Here is a 23,817-nt window from a genome sequence, read left to right on the forward strand (position 1 = left end):
GATGTGTATAAGAGACAGCCCCGCCACCCGCGGAAGCGCTCGACACCGGCTACACCCCCGGCGGCGTTCCCACCTTCGAGTCCGTGCGCGAGAAGATCGAAACCCGCTACGGGACGTCGATCGGCGCCGCCGAACTGGACGCCGAGACGCCGGAGGGGCGCGCCGCCGACGAGCAGTACGAGGAGCGGCAGCGCGCCGCCGCGGAGCGGCTGGCGCAGATCCGCGAATCCATGCGCGAAGAGCAGGGCGGAAACCACTGAGCGGTGCGCTGTTTCACGCTCGACGAGCGTCGGGATCGGCTCGCCCGTCGTCATTTCCTCTGCACTGAACCGGATTCGCTGACCGATGTGGTCACCGGCGTCGTGGGCCTGCACGCCACCGACCCGGCCACCCCTTATCTTTCGCTGTGGGCGCGGGTACCCGGGTTCACCGTCGCCGATCTGGACGCAGAGCTCTACGCTCGGCGCACCCTGCTCAAACACCTGGCGATGCGCCGGACGCTGTGGATGATTTCGCGGGCCGACCTCCCGGCCGTGCAGGCTGCGGCCAGCGACCGCGTCGCGGCCACCGAACGCAGGCGGCTGGTCGCCGACGCGCAGAAGGGTGGCGTCACGCCCGACGCCGCATCCTGGCTCGACACCGCCTGCGCTGCCGTGCTGGGCCATCTGCAGGCACATGGGCCGACCGGGGCGCGGCAGTTGCGTGCAGCGCTTCCCGAACTGGCCGGCAGCTTCGACGCTGCGCCCGGTAAACCCTGGGGTGGCGATAGTCCTCTCAGCCCAAGGGTTCTCACCGTGCTCGGGGTTCAGGGCGACATCGTGCGCGGACCCAATGACGGTGGCTGGACCGCCAGCCGCCCCCGCTGGGCGGCCATCGGCGACTGGCTCGGCGAGCCGAACGCGCCCCTGGACGCCGAGGAGGCGTCGCGCATCGTCGTGCGGCGCTGGCTGCGCGCCTTCGGACCCGCGACCGTCACCGACGTCAAGTGGTGGTTCGGCAACACGCTCACCTGGGCCCGGAGCACGCTGGAGGCGATCGGCGCGGTCGAGGTGGACCTGCACGGCTCCCCCGGCGTGGCGCTGCCCGACGATCTGGAACCCGAACCCGCGTGCGGCCCGTGGGCGGGACTGCTGCCCGGACTCGACGTCACCACGATGGGCTGGTACGACCGCGAGTGGTACCTCGGCCCGCATCGTCCGCACGTGTTCGACCGCAACGGAAACGGCGGCCCGACCGCATGGTGGAATGGCCGGATCGTGGGCGGGTGGGGTCAGGACGCGGATGCGCGGGTGGTGCTGCACCTCGTCGAAGACGTCGGCCGCGACGGCCTCGCCGCGCTGTCCCGGCGCGCCGCGGACCTCACCTCCTGGCTGGACGGCACCCGCATCGCCCCCCGCTTCCCGTCACCGCTGATCAAAGCGCGGTTCGAACCGCCCGAAGCTGGCTAACCTAGCCCCACCGACGGAAGGGGCTGGCGTGGAACACGTCCGGATAGCGATCATCGGCAGCGGCTTCTCCGGAATGGGCGCCGCCATCCGCCTCGACCAGGCCGGTCAGCGCGACTTCGTGGTGTTCGAACGCGGCGACGACGTCGGCGGCACGTGGCGCGACAACACGTATCCTGGTGCGGCATGCGATGTTCCGTCGCACCTCTACTCCTATTCGTTCGCGCTGAACCCGGACTGGACGCGGTCGTTCTCCAGCCAACCGGAGATCGAGAACTACTTGCGCGGCCTCGCCGAGCGATACCGTGTTCTGGACCGGCACCGGTTCGGGTGCACGGTCACCCGCACCGCGTGGAACCCCGAACAGCGACGCTGGCACATCAGCACGGATCACGGCGACCTGACGGCCGACATCCTCATCGCCGCGTTCGGTTCGTTGGCCGAACCGTCGCTGCCGCCCATCCCGGGCATCGAGTCGTTCAGAGATGCCGGTGGCGAGATGTTCCACTCCGCCCAGTGGAATCACGACGCGGACCTGACCGGGAAGCGCGTCGCGGTCATTGGCACCGGGGCATCCGCAATCCAGATCGTGCCCGCGATCGCCGACAAAGTCGCCCACCTCGACGTCTACCAGCGCACCGCACCCTGGCTGCTGCCCCGGTTCGACCGGCCGTTCACCAAGCTGGAGCGCTGGGCGTTCCGCAAGATCCCCGGATTCCTGCGGCTGGCCCGCGCCGGGATCTACGCCGGCCGCGAGATACAGGTCGTCGGCCTGGCCAAGAACCCGAACCTGATGAAGGGGTTCGAACTGATGTCCCGCCTCAAGATCCGTTCGGAAATCCGCAATCCCGAACTGCGCCGCAAGGTCACCCCGAACTTCCGCATCGGGTGCAAACGCATGCTCATCTCCAACGAGTGGTATCCGGCGCTCGACCGCGACCACGTCGACCTCGTCACCGACGGCATCGAACGCATCGACGGGCGCCGCATCATCACCGCCGACGGCACCAGTCGCGAAGTGGACGCGCTCGTGATCGCCACCGGTTTCCACGTGACGGACTCACCGATGTTCGAGACCGTCTGCGGCGCAGACGGTGCGAGCCTCACGCAGAAGTTCGCCGACAAGGGCATGCGGGCCTACAAGGGCACCACGATCGCGGGCTACCCGAACATGTTCGTCCTCGTCGGCCCGAACACCGGTCTAGGGCACAGCTCGATGGTCTACATGATCGAGTCGCAGCTGAACTACGTCGTCGACGCCGTCACCACCATGCAGCAGCAGGGTCTGCAGACCGTCGAGGTGAAGCAGGACGTCCTGGACGCCTACAACGAGCAGCTACAGCAGAAGCTGAACGGGTCGGTCTGGATGACCGGCAAATGCGCCAGCTGGTATCTCGATGCGCACGGCAACAACACCACACTGTGGCCCGACTTCACGTTCCGGTTCCGCAACCAGACCCGCGCGTTCGACCTCGACGCCTACGAGGTCACGCACTGACCTTGCGCCGCTTGCGCGCCGGCGCGGGTACGTCGATGAGGTCGGCGAGGAAGTGCCCGGTGTAGCTGTCCTGGTTGGCAGCGACGTCCTCCGGGGTCCCCTCGGCGACCACGGTGCCGCCGCCGGCACCGCCCTCGGGACCCATGTCGACGATCCAGTCCGAGGTCTTGATGACGTCGAGGTTGTGCTCGATGACAATCACGGTGTTGCCCTTGTCGACCAGACCGTTGATCACCTTCAGCAGCTTGCGGATGTCCTCGAAGTGCAGACCGGTGGTGGGCTCGTCGAGGATGTACACCGTCCGCCCGGTCGACCGTTTCTGCAGTTCGGCGGCCAGCTTCACGCGCTGCGCCTCACCGCCCGACAGCGTCGGCGCCGGCTGCCCCAGCCGTACGTAGCCCAGACCCACGTCGACCAGCGTCTTGAGGTAGCGGTGGATCGAGCTGATCGGCTCGAAGAACTCGGCGGCCTCCTCGATCGGCATGTCGAGCACCTCGGCGATGGTCTTGCCCTTGTAGTGCACCTCGAGGGTCTCCCGGTTGTACCGGGCGCCGTGACACACCTCGCACGGCACGTACACGTCGGGCAGGAAGTTCATTTCGATCTTGATCGTGCCGTCGCCGGAGCACGCCTCGCAGCGGCCGCCCTTGACGTTGAACGAGAAGCGGCCCGGTTGGTAACCGCGGACCTTGGCCTCCGTGGTGGCGGCGAACAGCGAGCGGATCTTGTCGAACACCCCGGTGTAGGTCGCCGGGTTGGACCGCGGGGTGCGGCCGATCGGTGACTGGTCGACCCGCACCAGCTTGTCGAGCTGGTCGAGGCCGTTGATCCGGGTGTGCCGTCCCGGCACCTGGCGGGCGCCGTTGAGCTTGTTGGCCAGCACCGAGGCCAGAATGTCGTTGACCAAGGTCGACTTCCCCGACCCGGACACACCGGTGACCGAGGTCAGCACGCCCAGCGGGAACACGACGTCAATGCCTTTGAGGTTGTGCTCGCGGGCGCCGACGACGGTGATCTGCCGCTTGCGATCAGTGGGGCGCCGGATCGCCGGCACCTCGATGCTCTCCCGGCCGGACAGATATGCGCCGGTCAGCGACTCCTTGTTGCGCAGCAGATCTTTGTAGGTGCCGCTGTGCACGATGCGGCCGCCGTGCTCGCCCGCCGCCGGGCCGATGTCGACCACCCAGTCGGCGTGGGCGATGGTGTCGAGGTCGTGTTCGACCACGATCAGGGTGTTGCCGAGTTCCCGTAGCCGCACGAGGGTGTCGATGAGACGGCGGTTGTCGCGCTGATGCAGACCGATCGACGGCTCGTCGAGGACGTAGAGGACACCCACCAGGCCGGAGCCGATCTGGGTGGCCAGCCGGATGCGCTGCGCTTCGCCACCGGACAGCGTGGCCGCCGCCCGTGACAGCGAGAGGTAGTCCAGGCCGACGTCGAGCAGGAAGCCCAGCCGCGACTGGATCTCCTTGAGCACCTGCCCGGCGATCGCCTGTTCACGCGGGCCGAGGGTCAGCGCGTTGAGGAAGGCGGCGCAGTCGGCGATCGAGAGTTCCGCGACCTCGGCGATCGACTTGCTGCCATGGTCGCCCGCGGCCATCGTCACCGCGAGGATTTCGGGCTTGAGGCGGGTGCCGTCGCACTCGGGGCACGGCACGTCGCGCATGAACCCCTCGTAGCGTTCCTTCATCTGCTCGGAGTCGGTCTGCTCCATCCGGCGCTGCAGGAACGCCATGACGCCTTCGAAGTCGGCGTAGTAGGAGCGGGTGCGGCCGTAGCGGTTGCGGTAGCGGACGTGCACCTGCTCGTCGCAGCCCTCGAGGATCGCCCGCCGCGCCTTGGCGGGCAGCTTCTTCCACGGGGTGTCGGTGTCGAAACCCATCGCCTCGCCGAGTCCGGACAGCATGCGGGTGAAGTACTCCGCGGTCTGTCCCATCGACCACGGGGCGATCGCGCCCTCCGCCAAGGTCAGATCCGGATCCGGCACCACCAGGTCGGGATCGACCTCCTTGCGGATGCCCAGGCCCAGACACTCCGGGCAGGCGCCGTACGGCGAGTTGAACGAGAACGAGCGGGGTTCCAGGTCGTCCACGGCCAGCGGATGGCCGTTCGGGCAGGCCAGCTTTTCGGAGAACCGCTGCTCCCGGTGCGGATGGTCGTCCTCGCGGTCGACGAACTCGAGCACCACGATGCCCTCGGCGAGGTTCAGCGCCGTCTCGATCGAGTCGGTCAGGCGCTGTTTGGCCGTCGCCTTGACCGTGAGGCGGTCGACGACGACCTCGATGTCGTGCTTCTCCTGCTTCTTCAGCTTCGGCGGATCGGTGAGCGGATACACCACACCGTCGACCCGCACGCGGCTGTAGCCCTGCGTGTTGAGCTTGTCGAACAGGTCGACGAATTCGCCCTTGCGGGTGCGGACCACCGGGGCGAGCACCTGGAAGCGCAACCCCTCGTCCATGGCCAGGACCTGGTCGACGATCTGCTGCGGTGTCTGGCGGGCGATGCGCTCCCCGCAGACCGGGCAGTGCGGGGTGCCGGCGCGGGCGTACAGCAGGCGCAGGTAGTCGTAGACCTCGGTGATCGTGCCCACCGTCGAGCGCGGGTTGCGGTTGGTCGACTTCTGGTCGATGGACACCGCAGGCGACAGGCCCTCGATGAAGTCGACGTCCGGCTTGTCCATCTGCCCCAGGAACTGCCGGGCGTAGGCCGACAGGGACTCCACATAGCGGCGCTGCCCCTCGGCGAAGATCGTGTCGAAGGCCAGCGACGACTTACCGGATCCGGACAGACCGGTGAAGACGATGAGGGCGTCACGCGGTAGGTCGAGATCGACGCTGCGCAGATTGTGCTCACGCGCGCCCTTGACGATCAGGCGATCAGCCAACTCGGTCCTCTCGATCTCGATGCGCCGGGGTACGTACCGCGCGCACGCAGTCCGACTCATGCTAGGTGTCATGTCCGACAAGCCCGATACGGTGGCCTCTATGACAGTCGTCGACGACAACTACACCGGCCACGTGGACTCCGGCACCGCCGCCCGGCGCACCCTGCCGGGTGCGACGATCGTCAAGGTGTCGGTGGGCCCCATGGATAACAACGCGTACCTGATCACGTGTTCCCGAACGGGCGAGACCCTACTCATCGACGCCGCCAACGACGCCGAGGCGCTGCTCGACGTCATCAAGACACACGCGCCGAAGGTGTCGCTGATCTTGACCAGCCATCAGCACTTCGACCACTGGCAGGCGCTGTCGGCGGTGGCGGAGGCCACCGGGGCGCCGACCGCAGCGCACGAACTGGATTCCGGACCGCTGCCGATACCGCCTGAGCGGCACCTCGCCGGCGGCGACACGCTGCAGATCGGTGACTTGACCTTCGACGTGATCCATCTACGCGGCCACACGCCCGGATCCATCGCGCTGGCCCTGCACGGCGCCGCCGCCGGTGACGCCGTGCACCTGTTCACCGGCGACTGCCTGTTCCCGGGCGGGGTGGGCAAGACCTGGGAACCCGGCCACTTCGAACAGCTTCTGGACGACGTCAGCTCGCGACTGTTCGACGTCTATCCGGATTCGACGGTCGTCTATCCCGGCCACGGGGACGACACGGTCCTCGGCGCCGAGCGCCCGCATCTGGCCGAGTGGCGCGAGCGTGGCTGGTAGGCCGGTCCCGCTGGTCCCCGGCCCTGGCCAGGAGTCGGTGTGGGACTACCCGCGCCCGCCCCGCCTGGAGGAGATCCGCGCGACCATCACCGTCGAGTTCGGCGGCTGCACCGTGGCCGCGACCGACCATGCCTGGCGGGTGCTGGAGACCAGCCATCCCCCGACCTACTACCTTCCGCTGGACAGCTTTGCGTCGGGAGCCCTGCGCCGCGCGAACGGCAGGTCGTGGTGCGAATGGAAGGGCCAGGCCGCCTACTTCGACGTCATCGCCGGAGAGAGTGTCGCACCTCGGGCGGCCTGGACCTATCCGCAGCCGACGCCGGGCTTCGAGCCGCTAGCGGGCGCCGTCGCGGTGATGGCGGCGCAGATGGACCGCTGCACCGTCGACGGTGAAGTGGTCACGCCGCAGCCGGGCGACTTCTACGGCGGGTGGATCACCAGCCGGGTGGTCGGCCCGTTCAAAGGGGCGCCCGGGTCGATGGGATGGTGACTCAGACGTCCCAGCCCACCGGGAGCCGTTTGATGCCGTGGATGAACGCCGACCGCAGAATCGCCGGCTCGCCGGTCGCGACGATCCCCGGCACCTGCCGGTGCAGCTCCTCGTAGAGGACCCGGATCTCGCGTCTGGCCAGGTTGGCGCCCAGACAGAAGTGCGCCCCGCCCGCGCCGAAACCGATGTGCGGGTTGGGATCTCGCGTCACATCGAACATCCAGGGGTTGTCGAATCTGGTCTCGTCGCGATCCGCCGAGTTGTACCACATCGAAACCTTGTCGCCGGCCTTCATCCGCACGCCCCGTAATTCCACGTCCTCGGTCAGGTTGCGGCGCATGAAGATGACCGGGGTGCCCCACCGCACGATCTCCTCCACGGCGGTGGGCGCGACGGCATCGAAATCGTTCCACCAGCGCGCGCGCTGTTCGGGATAACGCGTCAGCGCGACCATGCCGTGGCTGATGGCGTTGCGGGTGGTTTCGTTGCCGGCCGCCGAGAGCAGGATGAAGAACGAACCGATCTCGGCCGACGTGAGACGTTCGCCGTCGACTTCGGCGAGGACGAGGTTGGTGGTCAGGTCGTCGGTCGGACGGATCCGGCGGTCCTCGGCCAAGTCGACGCCGTACTGGCCGAGCGCCAGCACCGCGCCGACGAGGGTGTCGAAGTCAGGTGCGATCTCTTCGTCTCCGGCGCCCAGGATGATCGACGTCCAGTGGAAGACCTTCTCCTCGTCTTCCTCTGGGATGCCCATCATGTCGCAGATGATCTGCAGCGGGAACGGTCCCGCAATGGACTCGACGAAATCGGCCTGCCCGTCCGGATGGTCGCGCACCATGTCGCTGACCAGGCGGCGCGCCCGCTCGCGCACGCTCTCCTCGATCCGCGTCAGCACCTTGGGGGTGAATGCGCGGTTGACGATGCCGCGCAACCGCAGATGACGCGGATCGTCCAGCGAGATCATCGATCCGACGTACTCCGAGATCTCGACGGCGACGTCGTTGAGCGCGGTGCTGGTGGGAACCGAACTGAAGATCTCCGGATGCCTGCTGGCATGCCGTACGTCGTCGTAGGAGGTCAGCGCCCAGTGCCCGGCGCCGGCGGTGAACCCCGGCATCACCGGCACCTCGAAGAACCGGATCGGCGCCTCGCGACGCAGTGTCGCGAAGGCGCCGTCACGGTGGTCGTCGTCCCACTGCCAGAAGTCGAGCCGGCTCAGGTCGATGTCGTCGAGCGGGACGTGTGGTGGGGGCACGCCGTTTTCGCGGGGCGCGATCCCCGTGGGGTGCAGTGTTGTCGTCATCCGTGACCTCCCCGTCGCACCGAGTGTGACACCCGGTGCGACGCTGCGGTCAGGATTCGACGCGGCTCGTCGAGCGGATCAGGGCGTGGTGTGCACGATCAGCACGTCGGTCTTGGACCGGCGCGCGACGTTGGCGGGCACCGAGCCCAGCAGCCGGCCGGCGATGGTGCTCAGACCGACGTTGCCGACGACCAGCAGATCGGCTTTGACCTCTTCGGCCAGCTCGACGAGTGCGTCGACCGGCGCGCCGACGATCGCGCGTTCCTCGATGTCCTGCGCCCCGGCCGCGTGCGCGCGGTCGCGGGCCTCCCGCAGGATGGCGTAGATGGGCGCGTTGCCCGACATCTTGTAGCCCTCGTCCTTGAGGACGTCAGCGGCGCGCTGATCCTCGCTCTGGGGGAAGTAGGCGGTACTGACGATCAGCTTCGCGCCGGAGCCGGCCGCGATCTGTCCGGCGCGGTCCACCGCTCGCAGCGAGGAATCCGAACCGTCCGTGCCGACGACCACGGTGCGATAGGCGCTCATCCATACCCTCCAAGTGTCAGTTACTTCGCCATTCGTGACATTAACGCGTCGGCGGAGGCACCCGGGCGCTATTCACCACACCCGGCGAGCCGGTCACGCGCCGAAATCCCGCGTTCTACCGGCACTGATGTTAGCTTCCGACCACACCGAGCAATCGTCGCAGTGACCGATACGACGACGAAGGGGCCGAGTGGTCCGCCGACACCCGGTGGTGCTGAGTGACGTGGCTCAACGCCGGGAAGCGCGTCACGTCGGCCCGCGCTACGGTTCGCTCACCATCAGGGACACATGACGGGGACGGGCAGTGGGCCAACCAGTGACGGCAGCACCCGTCGTCGGCGAGGCGCCGGAACGCCGTACGCACGTGCGGATGTGGCTGCCCGATGCCGCTGTCGTCGCGCTGTTCGCGACGGTGGTCAGCGCGGCGGGCGCGGCGCGGCCTTCACTGTGGTTCGACGAGGCCGCGACCATCTCCGCCTCGACCCGTTCGCTGCACGAACTGTGGGGCCTGCTGCACAACATCGACGCCGTGCACGGGCTCTACTACTTCCTCATGCACGGGTGGTTCACCGTGTTCCCGGTGACCGAGTTCTGGTCGCGGCTGTCGAGTTCGATCGCGATCGGCGGCGCGGCGGCCGGTGTGGTGGTGCTGGGCCGGCAGTTCAGTGGCCGTGCGGTGGCCGTGTGCGCGGGGGTGATGTTCGCGATTCTGCCGCGCATCACCTGGGCGGGACTCGAGGCGCGGTCCTATGCGCTGTCGACGCTGGCCGTGGTGTGGCTGACGGTGCTGGTGGTCACCGCCGTGCGGGAGCAGCGGCGACGGTGGTGGCCGCTCTACGCATGCGGAGTCGTCGTGGCCACGGTGCTCAACGTGTTCGTGGTGCTCATCGTGCCCGTCCACGCGGTCGTCGTCCTCGCTCTGGGACGGCGGGCCGAATTGATCCGCTGGACGGTGGCCTCCGCAGCGGCGATCGTCGCGCTCGCGCCGTTTCTCCTCTACTGCCGCACGCAGATCGCGCAGGTGCGATGGATCCCGCCGCTGAGCACCGACACCGTGTTCGAGATCGTGCAGCGGCAGTACTTCGATCACTCGTTGGCGTTCGCCCTTCTGAGCGGCCTGCTGTTGCTGGTGTGCGTCGTCTGCCGGCGCACTCTGAATGTCGGTGCGGGCGAACGGGTGCTGACGCTGGTGGCGGTGTCGTGGATCGTCGCGCCCACCGCCGGACTACTGATGTATTCCGCCCTGTTCAAGCCGGTCTACTACCCCCGCTACCTCTGCTACACCGCGCCGGCGCTGGCCCTGATGCTCGCGGTGTGCGTAGTTGCCCTCGCGCGGTCGCGCGAGGGGGTGGTGGCGCTGACAGCGGTCATGGCGATCGCCGCGACACCGAACTACCTGCTGGCGCAGCGCAGTGCCTACGCCAAGGAGGGGATGGACTACAGCCAGGTCGCCGACGTCATCAGCGCCAACTCGGCACCCGGCGACTGCCTGATCATGGACAACACGGTGAGGTGGCTGCCGGGTCCGATCCGGCCGATGACCGCGGCCCGGCCGGACGCCTACGCCCACCTGGCCGATCCGGGCCGCGGCGCATCCGGCCCAGCACGGAATCGACTGTGGGACTTCCACATCGCGATCTGGGCGGTGGCCGACCAAGTGCGACGCTGCACGGTGCTGTGGACTGTATCCGAACGCGATCCCGCGGTGCCGGACCGGCAGGGCGGCGAGGCCCTCGATCCGGGGCCGCGCCTGCGGGAGGCGCCCGCCTACCGGGTGCCCGAACGCCTCGGCTTCCACGTCGTCGAACGTTGGCAGTTCAACTTCGCCCAGGTCACCAAATCGACGCGGTGAGCGACGCATGAGGTGTCGACGCGGCGGGTAGTCCGCGACCATGGTGACCGCTGCCCCGGGCGCGGCCGAGTTCGTGCCCGCCGACATCCGCGACCTGACGGTGCTCGCCGAGACTGCGCAGGCTTGCAAAGGATGCGGTTTGTACCAGGACGCCACGCAGACAGTGTTCGGCCAGGGCCGCTCGAGCGCCCGGGTGGTGATGATCGGTGAGCAACCCGGCGACCAGGAGGACAGGGCCGGAAAACCTTTCGTCGGTCCGGCGGGCAAACTCCTCGACCGCGCGCTGGCCGCTGCGGACATCGACCGCGGCGAGGTCTACGTCACCAACGCCGTCAAGCACTTCAAGTTCACCCGCGCTGAACGCGGGGTTCGGCGGATCCACAAGACCCCCAGCCGTACCGAGGTGGTGGCCTGTCGTCCGTGGCTGCTCGCCGAACTGGATGCGGTGCGTCCCGACGTCGTCGTACTGCTGGGCGCGACAGCGGCGAAAGCGTTGATGGGCAACGATTTCCGGCTGACCGCTCATCGCGGCGAGGTGCTCCGGCTGCCGTCGGAGACGTCGATCACCGATCTCGACCCGGAGGTGGTGGCCACCGTCCATCCGTCGTCGGTGCTGCGCGGTCCGCCCGAGGACCGGGAGCGGGCGTTCGACGCCCTCGTCGACGATCTACGGGTGGCGTCCGGGTTGATGACGTCGTAGTTCAGCGGGGGCCGCTGCGACCGAAGTAGATCTCCTGCGTCGCAGTGCACACGAGCCCGCCGGAGCGGTTGTACATCGTCGCGGTGGCCAGGCCGCGGCCGCCGATTCCGCTGGGTGACACCGCATCTGAGAGCACCCAGTCGCCGAGGTCGGCCGGACGGTGGAACCACAACGCGTGGTCGACGAGCGCCGAGAAACTGTCGACCGGCGTGGTGCGGCGCGCCACCATGGCGGTTTCGAGCAGCGTGGTGCCGGCGACATAGGTGAGCAGGCAGCTGTTCATGAGGGCGTCGCCGGGCACGGAACCCACTGGGCGCCACCACTTCCGGATCCGCGGTTCCCGCTCGGGCAGGTCGACCGACAGACGCGGCGGCGGATCGACGTAGCGCAGTTCGATCGGTTGGGGCCGCACCCAGTGTCCGCCGTGTTCGGCGGCGTACCCGCTCAGCTGTTCCTGCACCGTCGGCAGCGATTCGGGTGCGGGGACGTCGGGCAGGGGTTGGTGGTAGTCGAGGCTTTCCAACGGAACGGTGAACGACGCGAGCGCTTCGAGCAGCACCTGCCCGTCCTGGGTGGCCAGGACCCGTCGCGAGGACAGGACTCCCCCGTCGCGCAACCGGGTCACCGCGAAGTCCACCGGGCGGCGGGCGTCACCGGCGCGCAGCAGATAGACGTGCACGCTGTGCGCGATGCGGTCGGGGCCAACGGTGCGGCCCGCCGACATCAGCGCCTGACCGGCGATGTGGCCGCCGACGATGTGATGCGCTGGGTTGTCGATCTGGGTGGCGACGAACTGGTCGTCGCCGACTTGATCGACGTCCAGCGTCGACACGATCTCGGGAAGGTGGGCCGATGTCACCGGGGCATCATGCCGGACGCCACGGCGATCGACAGAACCGGTCAGGCAAGATGTGGGGCGTGGACACTGCTGCGCACCCGTCACGCTCACGTGACGACCTGCAGCCGGTCAGCTAGTGCGGGTCGACGACCGGCTGCGTCGGCTCATGCCGATGCCGATGCCGATTCTGTCGCTGCGCACGATCGTGATCGTCGCGGCGCTGTCGGTCGTCATCCTGGTTCTCACGCTGGGCACGTGGGTGTGGATCGGGGTCACCAACGACCAGTACAGCCAGCTGGACCGCCAACTCGACTCGGTGACCAGCCTCGGTGAGCTCAGCTCACTGCTGAGCGCTTCGGAACCCGAAGATGCCGCCTCGACCGTGCCCGACGGCAGCCTGGTGCGGACCGCGCGGATCGGCAGCACCACGCTCTCGGTGCCGAAGGACATCGTGCTGCCGGAACTGGAAGTCGGCTACGCGAACACGACGATCAACGGTGTCGAATACCGCGTGCGCACCTTCGCCGCCGGTCCGGCAACGATCGCGCTGGGTGCGCCGCTGGCGGATACGCAGCGCCGGATCGACATGCTGCATCTGCGGGTGGTGCTCATCTGTGGCGGTGTCATCGCCGGGACCGTGCTGGTCGGTTGGGTGATGTGGTTCATCATGATCAACCCGTTCCGGCTGCTGGCCCAACAGGCCCGGGCGATCAATGCCCAGTCCAAGCCGGAGGAGGTCCAGGTTCGGGGGGTGTGGGAGGCCGTCGAGATCGCCGAGGCCGTGGAGGGCATGCTCGCGCGGATAGGTGAGGAGCAGCTGCGCACCAAGGCGGCGCTGGAGTCCGCGCGTGACTTCGCCGCCGTCGCGTCCCATGAGTTGCGCACACCGCTGACCGCCATGCGCACCAACCTCGAGGTGCTCTCGACGCTCGACATGACCGACGAGCAGCGCACGGAGGTCATCGGCGACATCGTCCGCACCCAGACACGCATCGAGGCGACGCTGACCGCGCTGGAACGTCTCGCGCAGGGCGAGTTGACCACCGCGGACGACCATGTGCCGGTCGATCTCACCGAACTGCTCGACCGGGCGGCCCACGACGCGATGCGCAGCTACCCGAATCTCGACGTGTCGCTCGTGCCGTCGGCGCAGGTGCGCATCATCGGCCTGCCCGCGGGGCTACGTCTGGTGATCGACAACGCCATCGCCAACGCCGTCAAACACGGCGACGCGACCGAGATCCGATTGAGCGCCATCCGGTCCGGTGATCACGTGGAGATCGCCGTGGACGACAACGGCAGCGGAGTTCCCGAAGGCGAACGCACGTTGGTGTTCGAGCGGTTCTCCCGGGGGTCGACCGCAACGCGGTCAGGCTCAGGTCTCGGGTTGGCACTGGTGGCCCAGCAGGCCGAATTGCACGGCGGCACAGCATCTCTGGAGACCAGTCCGATGGGCGGCGCGCGACTGCTTCTGCGGTTGCCGGTCCCGCAGTGACGAACGGGCCCGGCAGCAGTGCTGCCGGGCCCGATCGTGTCAACCGGTGATCACCAGTCGTCGCGGCGATCCGCTGCCGGAGTGGCGACCGACGCGGGGGTGGCACCCGGTGTGGCCGTCGCCGACCACAAACCACCGGTTCCCGCGCAGATGCCGTCGCTGGGCATCTTGATCTCGGTGGGCAACGGAATCGGCATGCCGGGGATCTGCGGAACCGTGATCGTGGGCACCAGATCCCACGGGCTGGCCAGCGCCGCACCGGGGGTGCCGGTTGCCGGGACGCCCGGGAGCAGCATGTCGAACACCGCAGCCGCGCCCTCGAGCGGCGTACCCGCGCCCGGAGGAACTGCTCCGCCACCACCGGCCGGCACACCACCGGCGGGCGGGTAAGGCGGCGTGGCGATGTTCACCGCGGTCGAACCACCCGCAGGAGGCGCGGGAGGAGCGGGCGGAGCCGGGATGTTCACCGCAGTCGACGCACCGCCGGGAGGAGCGGGCGGCGCAGGCGGAGCGACGACGGGCACGTTGGCGGCGGCCGGGGCCGGCGGCGCAGGCGGAGCCGGCGGGGCGACCGCGGCCGCAGGCGTGACGACGCCGGCGGGCGGGGCGGGCGGCGCGGGCGGAACCGCACCAGCGGCAGGCACCACGACGGCGGCGGGCGGAGCCGGCGGCGCAGGCGGAACCGCACCAGCGGCAGGCGTCACCACAGCGGCGGGCGGAGCCGGCGGCGGAGGCGGAACCGCACCAGCGGCGGGCACACCGGCGCCGGCGGGGGGACCAGCGGGCGGCAGCGCGCCGGCAGCGGGTTCGACGACACCCACCGGCGGGCCGGCAGGCGGCGCGCCGCCCGCACCGGTTGCCCCGGCGCCGGCGCCGGGCGCTCCCGCACCGGCGCCCGCGGGAGGACCGGCCGGGGGAAGTGCGCCGGCAGCAGGCTCAACGACACCAGCAGGCGGACCAGCCGGAGCCGGCGGAACCGCACCCGCCGCAGGCTCAACCACACCAGCAGGCGGACCAGCCGGAGCCGGCGGAACCGCACCCGCCGCAGGCTCAACCACACCAGCAGGCGGACCAGCCGGAGCCGGCGGAACCGCACCCGCCGCAGGCTCAACCACACCAGCAGGCGGACCAGCCGGAGCCGGCGGAACCGCACCCGCCGCAGGCTCAACCACACCAGCAGGCGGACCAGCCGGAGCCGGCGGAACCGCAGCCGCCGCAGGCTCAACCACCGCAGCCGGAGGCGCCGGCGGAGCCGGAGGCGTCACGTTCGTGACCGAGTTTCCAGCGGGAACCCCGGGTGCCGGCGGCGCCGGCGGGGTGACGTTCGTGACCGAGTTGCCAGCGGGGACGGCCGGAGCCGGAGGGGCTGGGGGTGAGAAGCGCTCGATCGGAGTCGTCGATCCACCACCGGGAGTCGGCGGTGCGGGCGGGCTGAACCGCTCGACCGGGGTGACGGACCCACCACCGGGCGCAGGCGGAGCAGGAGGCGTGACGGCCGACTGAGAATCAATCGTGCCTCCGCCCGGGGCCGGCGGCGCCGGAGGCGTCACCGCGGACTGAGAATCAATCGTGCCGCCACCCGGAGCGGGCGGAGCAGGCGGCACGATCTCGCCACCCGAGCCACCAGCAGGCGCGCCCGGAGCGGGCGGCGCCGGAGGCGTCACCGCGGACTGAGAATCAATCGTGCCGCCACCCGGAGCGGGCGGAGCAGGCGGCACGATCTCGCCACCCGAGCCACCAGCAGGCGCGCCCGGAGCCGGCGGTGCCGGAGGCAGCGCTCCTCCACCGGCGCCACCAGCGGGCGCGCCGGGGACCGGCGGTGCCGGAGGCAGCGCACCGGCCGCGGGCTCAACCACACCAGCAGGCGGACCAGCCGGAGCCGGAGGCAGCGCACCCGCCGCAGGCTCAACCACACCAGCAGGCGGACCAGCCGGAGCCGGAGGCAGCGCACCCGCCGCAGGCTCAACCACACCAGCAGGCGGACCAGCCGGAGCCGGAGGCAGCGCACCCGCCGCAGGCTCAACCACACCAGCAGGCGGACCAGCCGGAGCCGGAGGCAGCGCACCCGCCGCAGGCTCAACCACACCAGCAGGCGGACCGGCCGGAGCCGGCGGCAGCGCACCCGCCGCAGGCTCAACCACACCAGCAGGCGGACCAGCCGGAGCCGGCGGAACCGCACCGGCGGCCGGCTGAACGACCCCGGCAGGCGGACCGGCAGGAGCGGGGGCCGGAGGAAGCGGAGCGGCGGCCGGCTGAACGACCCCGGCGGGCGGACCGGCAGGAGCGGGGGCCGGCGGAAGCGCACCGGCGGCCGGCGTCACCACTGCGGCGGGAGGTGCGGCGGGCACCGGCGGAAGACCGCCACCACCCGCGCCCCCGGCGGGCACACCCGGCGCACCGGGTGCCGGCGGGACCGCACCGGCGGCCGGCGTCACCACCGCTGCGGGAGGTGCGGCGGGCACCGGCGGCGTCGACAGCGCAGTGCCGTTGAGAGAACCGGCCGGCGGGATGCCGGGAGCGGGCGGCAGGGCGCCGCTGGCGGTGTTGACCGTGGCACCGGGGGGCGTGCCCGGCACCGGCGGCGTCGACAGCGCGGTGCCATTCAGGGAACCGGCGGGCGGAATGCCGGGCGCAGGCGGCGTCACCCGGGCGGTGCCGTTCAGTGAGCCCGCAGGCGGGATCGGCGGTTTCGGCGGCGTCGCGAGCGCGGTGCCGTTGGCCGAGCCGGCGGGAGGAATTGGACCCGCGGGCGGGGTGGCGGTTGTCAACGCCTGATTCGCCGCAGGCAGCGTCTCAGGGAGACGCCCCGGAACAGTGAGCAACTGCTGCACGATGTTCAAGCACGGGACGCCAGGGCTCGCCGGTTGCGCCACAGCCGTCGCCGGGTTGAACAGCTGCACGACGCAGCATGCCCCCGCGGTGGCAAGGGCGGTGACACCCACTCGATTTGTCGTCCGCGACATGTTCCCTCAGTTCCTTTGCGCTTCGTGACGTTTACGCGTCGAGGGGAACGTAGCCGCGGGTCGTCACTTTGCCCGGCGCGACAAATTGGCGGTTTATCGAACTGTTGCCAATGAGAGGTGGTTCGGTGACCGAAGAGATTCGGCGGTCAGGGGCAGCAGTGGATGCACGTCCCCACTGGAGCGTTGAGAGCCGTGGATTCCAAGCGATGGGCATCGGCCACCCAGACGCCATCGCGTATCGCGAGCCGGCAGCAAACCATCATGACTTGGAGCGGATGACGGGATTCGAACCCGTGTAAACGGCTTTGCAGGCCGGTGCCTAGCCACTCAGCCACACCCGCGTCACTTCGAAACCCTGCCAGCCGGCGCGCCGGCGGTCGAGCGTTTCGCTCACGGTGATCGGTAATGGACGCGAGATACTTCCGGCATGGATCTCTGGCTCGCCACCGACCCGCCGTTCTTCGGCGGCCCCGGTCAGGGCACAAGGCAGATCGTCGAACTGCTCGTCGCGTTCGGGCTGACTGCCCTGATCGGTCTCGAACGCGAAGTGCAGGGCAAGAGCGCGGGACTGCGCACACAGACCATTGTCGGCACCGCCGCGGCCCTCATCATGCTGGTGAGCAAGTACGGATTCAGCGATGTGCTCGCGACCGGCACCGTCGAAGTGGACCCGTCTCGCGTGGCGGCACAGATCGTTACGGGCATCGGATTCCTCGGCGCCGGAATCATCATCTTCCGACGCGGTTCGGTGCACGGACTCACCACCGCCGCTGCGGTGTGGGAATCTGCGGCGATCGGCATGGCGGCAGGCTCTGGTCTGCTCCTGCTCGCGTGCATCGTGACGGGCCTGCACTTCGTGATCGTGCTCGGCTTCATGCCCTTGGCGCGACGCCTCAACGCGCGGCTGAGCGGATCCGTCCGCCTGCACGTGACCTACGACGGCGATCGGGGCGTGCTGACCAAGTTGCTCCAGGCCTGCGAGCGACGGGACTGGCAGCTCACGGAGCTGGCTGCCGACCCTCCAGGAGCGCCGCACGGCGAGGCCGGCGCGATGCTGACGCTCGCCGGCAGCCGCATCCTCACCGCACCCGCCGTACTGGCCGGCATCGACGGCGTGATGTCGATCCGTCAGCTTGACGAAGATCCCGACTGAGTCTGGTCAGCCCCCGAAGCGGCGCGCGACGACGCGATGACGCCGATCGCGGCGAGCACCGCGAACACCCCGAACAGCAGGCGCGCGGCCTGCGCTTCTCCGCCGCCGCCCGCCTGGTTGACCACGACGCCCGCCAGGCCGGCACCGAAAGCGCCGCAGATCAATTGGACCGTGTTGATGGCCGCAGCCGCTGCCGGTCCCTCTTCGGGGTCGCGCACCCGACTCATCGCCCACGCCGACAGGTGTGGCCATGCCATACCGATGCCCGCCCCGGCGAGGACCAATCCGCCCGCCCAGACGATCACCCACGGCAGCGACATCTCGTCACGCATGGCGAGCAGACCGATACCGAGACCGACGGCCATGACCAGCGGCGCGATAGTGACCGTCCGAACGATGATCCGCCTGCGCCGCAGCGAAGCACTGGTGATCTCTCCCGCCGTCCAGCCCACCGAAAGCACCGCCCCGAAGAACCCCGCCAGCACCGGGGCCAGCCCGGCGAGCCGCTGCCCGAACAGCGGCACATACATGTCCACCATGGTGGCGGCCATCAGCAGGCCCAGCGTGACGTAGATCCACTTGAGCGGTCCCGGCCTGAATGTTGTGGGCGGGAAGACCGCAACGGAGGCGCGCCGATCCACGAACACGAAGACGACGACGATCGCGATCGCGACCCCCAGCAATCCTGCGGTGAACCGGACGTCGCTGGGGATGCCCGCGACGCTGACCATCAGAGCCGCCGAGCCCAGCAACAGCAGCGATGCCAAGGGGATTCGCAGCCGCGCCGGTCGATCGGCCGTCGGGTTCCGTGCGACGAGGGCGATCGGCACCAACACCGCCATTGCGGCGGTGAGAATCGTGAGTACTCCGAAAGCCCAACGCCAACTTCCGAATTGGGCGAACAGTCCACCGGATGCCGGGCCCACGATGGTGCCGACGCCCCACATCGCCGACACCAACGCCGACGCGCGCGTCCACAGTTGACGTGGCAGCGCGGTGTTGATCACGGCGTATCCCAGACCCGCCAGCAACCCGCCGGCCGCACCCTGCACCGCGCGCCCGACGAGCAGCAACTCCATACTCGGCGCGAGTGCGCAGCCCAGGCTGCCGAGCCCGAACACGGCCAAGGCCGACAAATACGCCCGCCGGGGTCCGAGCCGCATCAGCACCGGATGCACCGTTGTCGCCGCGATCACCGACGCGACCAGATAGACCGTCGTAACCCATGCATAGAACCGCTCGCCGCCGATCTCGGCGACGGCGCTCGGCATCAGGCTGATCGTCAGGAACTCGTTGGTGGCGTACAACGCGACGCCACCCGCGAGCACCGTCGACGTCCCGAGATAGCGCGCACCGAGCAGATCTCGCCACGCGCCCCCGGACACGGCCGTCGTTTCCGTCACGCCGGACAGGCTAAGAGCTCAACGACGGTTGAGGTCAACACCTCGTCACTTGAGGCCCGCCGCATCCATGCCGCGCAACTCCTTCTTCAGATCCTGGATCTCGTCACGGATCCGGGCGGCCAGCTCGAACTGCAGGTCCCGCGCCGCCGTCATCATCTGCTCGGTCAGGTCCTTGATCAGATCGGCCAGCTCGGCACGCGGCATGTTCGCGGTGTCGCGACCCTCCACGATGCCGGCGCTGACCGCGCGACCCGCCTCACCCGGTGCCCTCCGGCCGCGGGATGCGTTGCGTCCCGATCCCCCGACCTCGACGCTATCGCTGTCTTCCGCCTCGCGGTAGACCTGATCGAGGATGTCGGCGATCTTCTTGCGCAGCGGCTTCGGATCGATGCCATTTGCCTTGTTGTAGGCGATCTGTTTGGCACGGCGACGGTCGGTCTCGTCGATCGCCTCGCGCATCGAGTCGGTGATCTTGTCGGCGTACATGTGCACCTCGCCGGACACGTTGCGCGCCGCGCGGCCGATCGTCTGGATGAGGCTGCGCGTGGACCGCAGGAACCCTTCCTTGTCGGCGTCGAGGATCGACACCAGCGACACCTCGGGCAGGTCCAGACCCTCGCGCAGCAGGTTGATGCCGACGAGCACGTCGTACTCCCCCAACCGCAATTGGCGTAGCAGTTCGACGCGCCGCAGGGTGTCGACCTCCGAATGCAGATACCGCACCCGGATGCCGAGTTCGAGGAGATAGTCGGTGAGATCCTCGGCCATTTTCTTGGTCAGCGTCGTCACCAGCACGCGTTCGTCGCGTTCGGTGCGCGCGCGGATCTCGCCGATCAGATCGTCGATCTGGCCCTTGGTGGGTTTGACGATCACCTTGGGGTCGACGAGTCCGGTCGGGCGGATGACCTGTTCGACGAATTCACCGCCGGACTGGCTGAGTTCGTATGGTCCGGGGGTGGCGGACAGGTACACCGTCTGCCCGATTCGGTCGGCGAACTCTTCCCAGGTCAGTGGCCGGTTGTCGACCGCCGAGGGCAGCCGGAAGCCGAAGTCGACCAGGTTGCGCTTGCGCGACATGTCGCCTTCGTACATGCCGCCGATCTGCGGCACGGTGACGTGTGACTCGTCGATGACCAGCAGGAAGTCCTCGGGGAAGTAATCGATCAGCGTCGCCGGGGCGGTGCCCGGGCCACGGCCGTCGATGTGCCGCGAGTAGTTCTCGATGCCGGAGCAGAACCCGACCTGGCGCATCATCTCGACGTCGTAGTTGGTGCGCATCCGCAAGCGCTGCGCCTCGAGGAGTTTGCCCTGGCCCTCGAGTTCGGCCAGTCGCTCCTCGAGTTCCTTCTCGATGCTGGAGATGGCCTGCGCCATCCGCTCGGGTCCGGCGACATAGTGGGTCGCGGGGAACACGCGCAACGAGTCGACCTGGCGAACGACGTCACCGGTCAGGGGATGCATGTAGTACAGCGCCTCGATCTCGTCGCCGAAGTACTCGATGCGGACCGCGAGCTCCTCGTAGGACGGGATGATCTCCACGGTGTCGCCCCGGACCCGGAACGTTCCGCGGGTGAACGCCATGTCGTTGCGGGTGTACTGCACGTCGACCAGCAGCCGCAGCAGCGCGTCGCGGGGCACCTCTTCGCCGACCTTCAGTTCCACCGACCGGTCCAGGTAGGACTGCGGGGTGCCCAGACCGTAGATGCAGGACACCGACGCCACCACGACCACGTCGCGGCGCGACAGCAGGCTCGACGTCGCCGAGTGGCGCAACCGCTCGACGTCGTCGTTGATCGAGCTGTCCTTCTCGATGTAGGTGTCGGTCTGCGCGATGTACGCCTCAGGTTGGTAGTAGTCGTAGTACGAGACGAAGTACTCGACGGAGTTGTTCGGCAGCATCTCGCGCAACTCGTTGGCGAGCTGGGCGGCCAGCGTCTTGTTCGGGGCCATCAGCAACGTCGGCCGCTGCAGCCGTTCGATGAGCCATGCGGTGGTCGCCGATTTACCCGTGCCGGTGGCGCCCAGCAGCACGATGTCGCGCTCGCCTGCCCGGACGCGCCGTTCCAACTCGTCGATCGCGGCGGGCTGGTCGCCGGCGGGCGAATACGGACTGACGACCTCGAAGCGGTTGCCGGCACGCACCATCGCCTCGACGGGGCGGTACTCCGAGTGCGCGAGCACTGGATGTTCGGTAGCGAAAGCCATGATTACCAGGTTAGAACCCACCACCGACACGAACTTGTTCCCGGAGGTGATCTCGGACTTATGCTGGCCTCATCCACCCGCCGAAGCACGAGACATTCGACCTGCAGGCCCGCACGAACACCGACCCGAAGGGCATCGTGCGGGACGTCGACGTCTACGCCGTGCACCCGTGGGGTCTCTACATGGCGCGACCCACGCCGGGGCGCGCGCAGTTCCACTACCTGCAGTCGTGGCTGTTGCCCACCCTGAGCCTGCGCGCGACCATCTTCCATTTCAACCCCGGATACGAGCGTGACCAGGACTTCTACCTCGACGTGGGCCGGGTCAGCGCGGGACCGCAGCGGTGGACCACCGAGGACCACTACCTGGACCTGGTCGTGCGCACCGGCCGCGGCGTCGAGCTGTGCGACGTCGACGAATTGCTGACGGCGGTGCGGCACAATCTGCTCACTCCCGAGGAGGGCGAACAAGCCGTGCGTACGGCCGTGCACGCCGTCGAAGGCCTCACGGCGCACCGCTATGACCTGCACGGCTGGCTCGCCAGCGAGGGCATGGTCCTCACCTGGCAGGCATTGTAAGGTCAGCTATATGAATTCCGTCATGCGCGGACTGGCCGCGGGCGCAGCGGTGGTGACCCTCGCGGGTGGCTACCTCTCGAATCCCGCCGTCGCGGCCGCCGATCCGGAACTCCAGCCAGAGCCCGCCGTGGACGCGACACCGGCGCCCGAGGTCTTGCACAACGTCGTCTACCGCGCCCGGATCGACGGTGTCTCGCGTGGCGCGACCATCGTCTACGCCGCGGAGAACGACCAGACCCTGACGGCGAATCCGACGATGGTCCCGGGCCGGGTGTTCGAGGTCAACACGGTGCTGCCGGCGACGGAGGTGGCGTCGATGAAGGTGTCCGTGCAGTGGCCGTATTCGGCGAACTTGCACTGCGAGGTTCTCGTCGACGATCAACTCGTCGCGCAGGCCGACGACTTCGTGGCGCCGCGATTCCTGCCCCAGGACCCCGACTACGCCGTGCTGACGTGTGAGGCCCCGGTGGGGGCGCCGCCCGCACCGATCGACCCGGCAGCGCCGCCCCCGCCGGAACCGGCAGATCCCGCGGCGCCGCCTCCCCCGGCGATCTAGGGTCGCCAGCCGCTCTCCTCGGCCCATCGGCACGCCCGTGGGTAGGCGTCGTGGAGGTCCGATGTGTACTCAGTCCGGGCGTCGGCGTCGGCCGCCAGCCACGCCGTGAGCATCAGCGCGAACTGCTGATTGGGCCAACCGTCGACCCGCAGGTGCACATTCGTCGGCCGCCCCGGGTCAGCTGATGCGTGAAAGCGCTTCTGCCACTTGGCCGCATCGTCCGTCAGCGAAGTGTCCGCGGTGACGTCATCGACCCGCGGATAGCCGGCTGCCAGCAGTGCTTCGGCGAGTTCGTCTGCCACGTCGAGGGATTCGACGGTGACCTGGATGTCGAGGACGTCTTTCGCGTCGAGCCCCGCCACCGCCGTCGGCCCTACATGGTCGACCCGCCGCGCGCGGTGGCCGCAGGTGGTGGTCAGCCGGGCGACCGCCCGTCGGGCCTGATCCGGCCAAACCGGGTCATAGGGAACGACGTTCGTGGCCCCGGGCGCCGGTTGGCGGTTCTGCACGTTGTTGGCGAAGGGCAGGATCCGCTGATGCCACAGCTCGCGCGCCTGCGCGACGAGTTCGTCGGCGCTACCGGAATTGTCCAGCCAGACATCGGCGACGGCCCGCCGCTGCTCTTCGGACGCCTGTGCCCTGATCCGCGCCCGTGCGTCGTCCTCACTGAAACCGCGGTGCTCGATGAGCCTCTTCACTCGCAGATCCTCGTCGGCGTGCACGATGATCACCAACGGAAACATCGGCGCCATCTGGGATTCGACGAGCAACGGGATGTCCTCGATGATCACCGCATCGGGGGCGGCGGCGGCGATCAACTCCTCCCGCCGCTTACCGACCAACGGATGGACGATCCCGTTCAACGTCGCCCGCTTGTCGTCGTCGCTGAAGGCAATCGCCGCCAGCGCAGGGCGGTTCAGTGTGCCGTCGGCCGAGAGTATCTCGGCACCGAACGCCTCCACGAGTTTCCCGAGACCCTCGGTGCCGGGCTCGACCACCTCGCGGGCGATGACGTCCCCGTCGACGACGATGCCCCCGAATTCACTGAACGTCCTCGACACCGTTGACTTGCCGGCACCGATCCCGCCGGACAATCCGATTCGCAGCACGGCACCAGTCTGTCAGGACCCGGAAACGCCGAACGCCCCGGC

Annotated in this window: 22 protein-coding genes and 1 tRNA gene; 12 read left to right on the forward strand and 11 right to left on the reverse strand. The window is 69.0% G+C overall.

The genetic code is table 11. From position 1 onward, the window contains the following. Positions 1 to 83 precede the first annotated feature (83 nt). From A5757_RS23365 to A5757_RS00010, 3 genes are read left to right on the forward strand one after another with little or no spacing between them, the layout of a single operon-like run. Positions 84 to 260: a hypothetical protein gene (locus tag A5757_RS23365; protein WP_197497209.1), complete on the forward strand. Its 177-nt coding sequence runs from the start codon at positions 84 to 86 to the stop codon at positions 258 to 260. 3 nt (positions 261 to 263) lie between these two features. After that, entirely contained in the window at positions 264 to 1,448 is a 1,185-nt protein-coding gene (locus A5757_RS00005) for a winged helix DNA-binding domain-containing protein (protein WP_066827834.1), read from the forward strand. Between the two features lie 28 nt (positions 1,449 to 1,476). Next, positions 1,477 to 2,943, forward strand: a complete 1,467-nt coding sequence (locus A5757_RS00010) for an NAD(P)/FAD-dependent oxidoreductase (RefSeq protein WP_255360344.1) — start codon at positions 1,477 to 1,479, stop codon at positions 2,941 to 2,943. On the opposite strand, the gene uvrA is transcribed toward A5757_RS00010, so the two are convergent. Continuing rightward, positions 2,933 to 5,827 (reverse strand): excinuclease ABC subunit UvrA, encoded by a 2,895-nt coding sequence (uvrA, locus tag A5757_RS00015; RefSeq protein WP_066827902.1) that lies wholly within the window; start codon positions 5,825 to 5,827, stop codon positions 2,933 to 2,935. The genes A5757_RS00010 and uvrA overlap by 11 nt on opposite strands. Positions 5,828 to 5,927: 100 nt before the next feature. On the opposite strand from uvrA, the gene A5757_RS00020 reads away from it, so the two are divergent. Beyond that, a complete protein-coding gene (locus A5757_RS00020) occupies positions 5,928 to 6,605 on the forward strand; it encodes an MBL fold metallo-hydrolase (protein WP_066827836.1) in 678 nt (225 codons plus the stop codon). Beyond that, on the forward strand, positions 6,595 to 7,095 hold the full coding sequence (locus A5757_RS00025; protein WP_066827838.1) for a DUF427 domain-containing protein: 501 nt from the start codon (positions 6,595 to 6,597) through the stop codon (positions 7,093 to 7,095). Before A5757_RS00020 ends, A5757_RS00025 begins: the two co-directional genes overlap by 11 nt. Before the next feature lies 1 nt (position 7,096). On the opposite strand, the gene A5757_RS00030 is transcribed toward A5757_RS00025, so the two are convergent. Next, entirely contained in the window at positions 7,097 to 8,398 is a 1,302-nt protein-coding gene (locus A5757_RS00030; protein WP_066827840.1) for a cytochrome P450, read from the reverse strand. A gap of 78 nt (positions 8,399 to 8,476) precedes the next feature. After that, positions 8,477 to 8,923: a universal stress protein gene (locus A5757_RS00035; protein WP_066827844.1), complete on the reverse strand. Its 447-nt coding sequence runs from the start codon at positions 8,921 to 8,923 to the stop codon at positions 8,477 to 8,479. Positions 8,924 to 9,239: 316 nt separating this feature from the next. On the opposite strand from A5757_RS00035, the gene A5757_RS00040 reads away from it, so the two are divergent. Both A5757_RS00040 and A5757_RS00045 read left to right on the forward strand, forming a co-directional pair. Next, entirely contained in the window at positions 9,240 to 10,775 is a 1,536-nt protein-coding gene (locus tag A5757_RS00040) for a glycosyltransferase family 39 protein (RefSeq protein WP_231983834.1), read from the forward strand. Positions 10,776 to 10,815: 40 nt separating this feature from the next. Next, positions 10,816 to 11,475: a UdgX family uracil-DNA binding protein gene (locus A5757_RS00045; RefSeq protein WP_066827848.1), complete on the forward strand. Its 660-nt coding sequence runs from the start codon at positions 10,816 to 10,818 to the stop codon at positions 11,473 to 11,475. A 1-nt stretch (position 11,476) separates the two neighbouring features. On the opposite strand, the gene A5757_RS00050 is transcribed toward A5757_RS00045, so the two are convergent. Next, a complete protein-coding gene (locus A5757_RS00050; RefSeq protein ID WP_066827850.1) occupies positions 11,477 to 12,334 on the reverse strand; it encodes an acyl-CoA thioesterase II in 858 nt (285 codons plus the stop codon). Between the two features lie 145 nt (positions 12,335 to 12,479). Here A5757_RS00050 and A5757_RS00055 point away from each other — a divergent pair, with 145 nt between their 5' ends. Beyond that, positions 12,480 to 13,808, forward strand: a complete 1,329-nt coding sequence (locus A5757_RS00055; RefSeq protein WP_231983837.1) for a HAMP domain-containing sensor histidine kinase — start codon at positions 12,480 to 12,482, stop codon at positions 13,806 to 13,808. A 50-nt stretch (positions 13,809 to 13,858) separates the two neighbouring features. On the opposite strand, the gene A5757_RS23525 is transcribed toward A5757_RS00055, so the two are convergent. The 3 genes from A5757_RS23525 to A5757_RS23925 all read right to left on the reverse strand — a co-directional run bounded on the left by A5757_RS23525 (position 13,859) and on the right by A5757_RS23925 (position 16,113). After that, positions 13,859 to 14,512 carry a hypothetical protein gene (locus A5757_RS23525; RefSeq protein WP_231983835.1) on the reverse strand — a complete coding sequence of 218 codons (654 nt, stop codon included), beginning with the start codon at positions 14,510 to 14,512 and terminating at the stop codon, positions 13,859 to 13,861. Further along, a complete protein-coding gene (locus A5757_RS23530; protein ID WP_231983836.1) occupies positions 14,509 to 15,033 on the reverse strand; it encodes a hypothetical protein in 525 nt (174 codons plus the stop codon). Before A5757_RS23530 ends, A5757_RS23525 begins: the two co-directional genes overlap by 4 nt. Before the next feature lie 435 nt (positions 15,034 to 15,468). Beyond that, complete coding sequence (locus A5757_RS23925; protein ID WP_304440358.1) at positions 15,469 to 16,113, reverse strand: hypothetical protein; 645 nt, start codon at positions 16,111 to 16,113, stop codon at positions 15,469 to 15,471. A 182-nt stretch (positions 16,114 to 16,295) separates the two neighbouring features. On the opposite strand from A5757_RS23925, the gene A5757_RS23540 reads away from it, so the two are divergent. After that, a complete protein-coding gene (locus A5757_RS23540) occupies positions 16,296 to 16,583 on the forward strand; it encodes a hypothetical protein (RefSeq protein ID WP_231983839.1) in 288 nt (95 codons plus the stop codon). A gap of 455 nt (positions 16,584 to 17,038) precedes the next feature. Here A5757_RS23540 and A5757_RS00065 read toward each other — a convergent pair. Further along, a tRNA-Cys gene (locus A5757_RS00065) sits at positions 17,039 to 17,112 on the reverse strand. Positions 17,113 to 17,198: 86 nt separating this feature from the next. Between A5757_RS00065 and A5757_RS00070 the strand changes: the two genes are divergently transcribed. Next, positions 17,199 to 17,924, forward strand: a complete 726-nt coding sequence (locus A5757_RS00070) for an MgtC/SapB family protein (protein WP_066827854.1) — start codon at positions 17,199 to 17,201, stop codon at positions 17,922 to 17,924. On the opposite strand, the gene A5757_RS00075 is transcribed toward A5757_RS00070, so the two are convergent. Together A5757_RS00075 and uvrB are read right to left on the reverse strand one after the other, a co-directional pair. After that, positions 17,900 to 19,327, reverse strand: a complete 1,428-nt coding sequence (locus A5757_RS00075; protein WP_066827856.1) for an MFS transporter — start codon at positions 19,325 to 19,327, stop codon at positions 17,900 to 17,902. The two genes, A5757_RS00070 and A5757_RS00075, sit on opposite strands and share 25 nt — an antisense overlap. A gap of 45 nt (positions 19,328 to 19,372) precedes the next feature. Next, the gene (uvrB, locus tag A5757_RS00080; RefSeq protein WP_066827857.1) at positions 19,373 to 21,532 is read right to left on the reverse strand and encodes an excinuclease ABC subunit UvrB; all 2,160 of its coding nucleotides are present in this window, start codon (positions 21,530 to 21,532) and stop codon (positions 19,373 to 19,375) included. A 71-nt stretch (positions 21,533 to 21,603) separates the two neighbouring features. Between uvrB and A5757_RS00085 the strand changes: the two genes are divergently transcribed. After that, the gene (locus A5757_RS00085; protein WP_197497210.1) at positions 21,604 to 22,110 is read left to right on the forward strand and encodes a DUF402 domain-containing protein; all 507 of its coding nucleotides are present in this window, start codon (positions 21,604 to 21,606) and stop codon (positions 22,108 to 22,110) included. Between the two features lie 10 nt (positions 22,111 to 22,120). Beyond that, positions 22,121 to 22,666: a hypothetical protein gene (locus A5757_RS00090; protein ID WP_066827862.1), complete on the forward strand. Its 546-nt coding sequence runs from the start codon at positions 22,121 to 22,123 to the stop codon at positions 22,664 to 22,666. Here the strand turns inward: A5757_RS00090 and coaE are convergent. After that, the gene (gene coaE, locus A5757_RS00095) at positions 22,663 to 23,775 is read right to left on the reverse strand and encodes a dephospho-CoA kinase (RefSeq protein WP_066827863.1); all 1,113 of its coding nucleotides are present in this window, start codon (positions 23,773 to 23,775) and stop codon (positions 22,663 to 22,665) included. The two genes, A5757_RS00090 and coaE, sit on opposite strands and share 4 nt — an antisense overlap. Positions 23,776 to 23,817 lie beyond the last annotated feature (42 nt).

The organism is Mycobacterium sp. 852013-51886_SCH5428379 (genome assembly GCF_001665575.1).
Lineage (GTDB): Bacteria > Actinomycetota > Actinomycetes > Mycobacteriales > Mycobacteriaceae > Mycobacterium.

Excerpts from the sequence above, each read along its gene's own strand:
- A5757_RS00020 (WP_066827836.1), top strand. The coding sequence starts at position 5,928 with ATGACAGTCGTCGACGACAACTACACCGGCCACGTGGACTCCGGCACC.
- uvrB (WP_066827857.1), bottom strand. The coding sequence starts at position 21,532 with ATGGCTTTCGCTACCGAACATCCAGTGCTCGCGCACTCGGAGTACCGC.
- A5757_RS00045 (WP_066827848.1), top strand. The coding sequence starts at position 10,816 with ATGGTGACCGCTGCCCCGGGCGCGGCCGAGTTCGTGCCCGCCGACATC.
- A5757_RS00030 (WP_066827840.1), bottom strand. The coding sequence starts at position 8,398 with ATGACGACAACACTGCACCCCACGGGGATCGCGCCCCGCGAAAACGGC.
- A5757_RS00035 (WP_066827844.1), bottom strand. The coding sequence starts at position 8,923 with ATGAGCGCCTATCGCACCGTGGTCGTCGGCACGGACGGTTCGGATTCC.
- A5757_RS00090 (WP_066827862.1), top strand. The coding sequence starts at position 22,121 with ATGAATTCCGTCATGCGCGGACTGGCCGCGGGCGCAGCGGTGGTGACC.
- A5757_RS00055 (WP_231983837.1), top strand. The coding sequence starts at position 12,480 with ATGCCGATGCCGATGCCGATTCTGTCGCTGCGCACGATCGTGATCGTC.
- A5757_RS00070 (WP_066827854.1), top strand. The coding sequence starts at position 17,199 with ATGGATCTCTGGCTCGCCACCGACCCGCCGTTCTTCGGCGGCCCCGGT.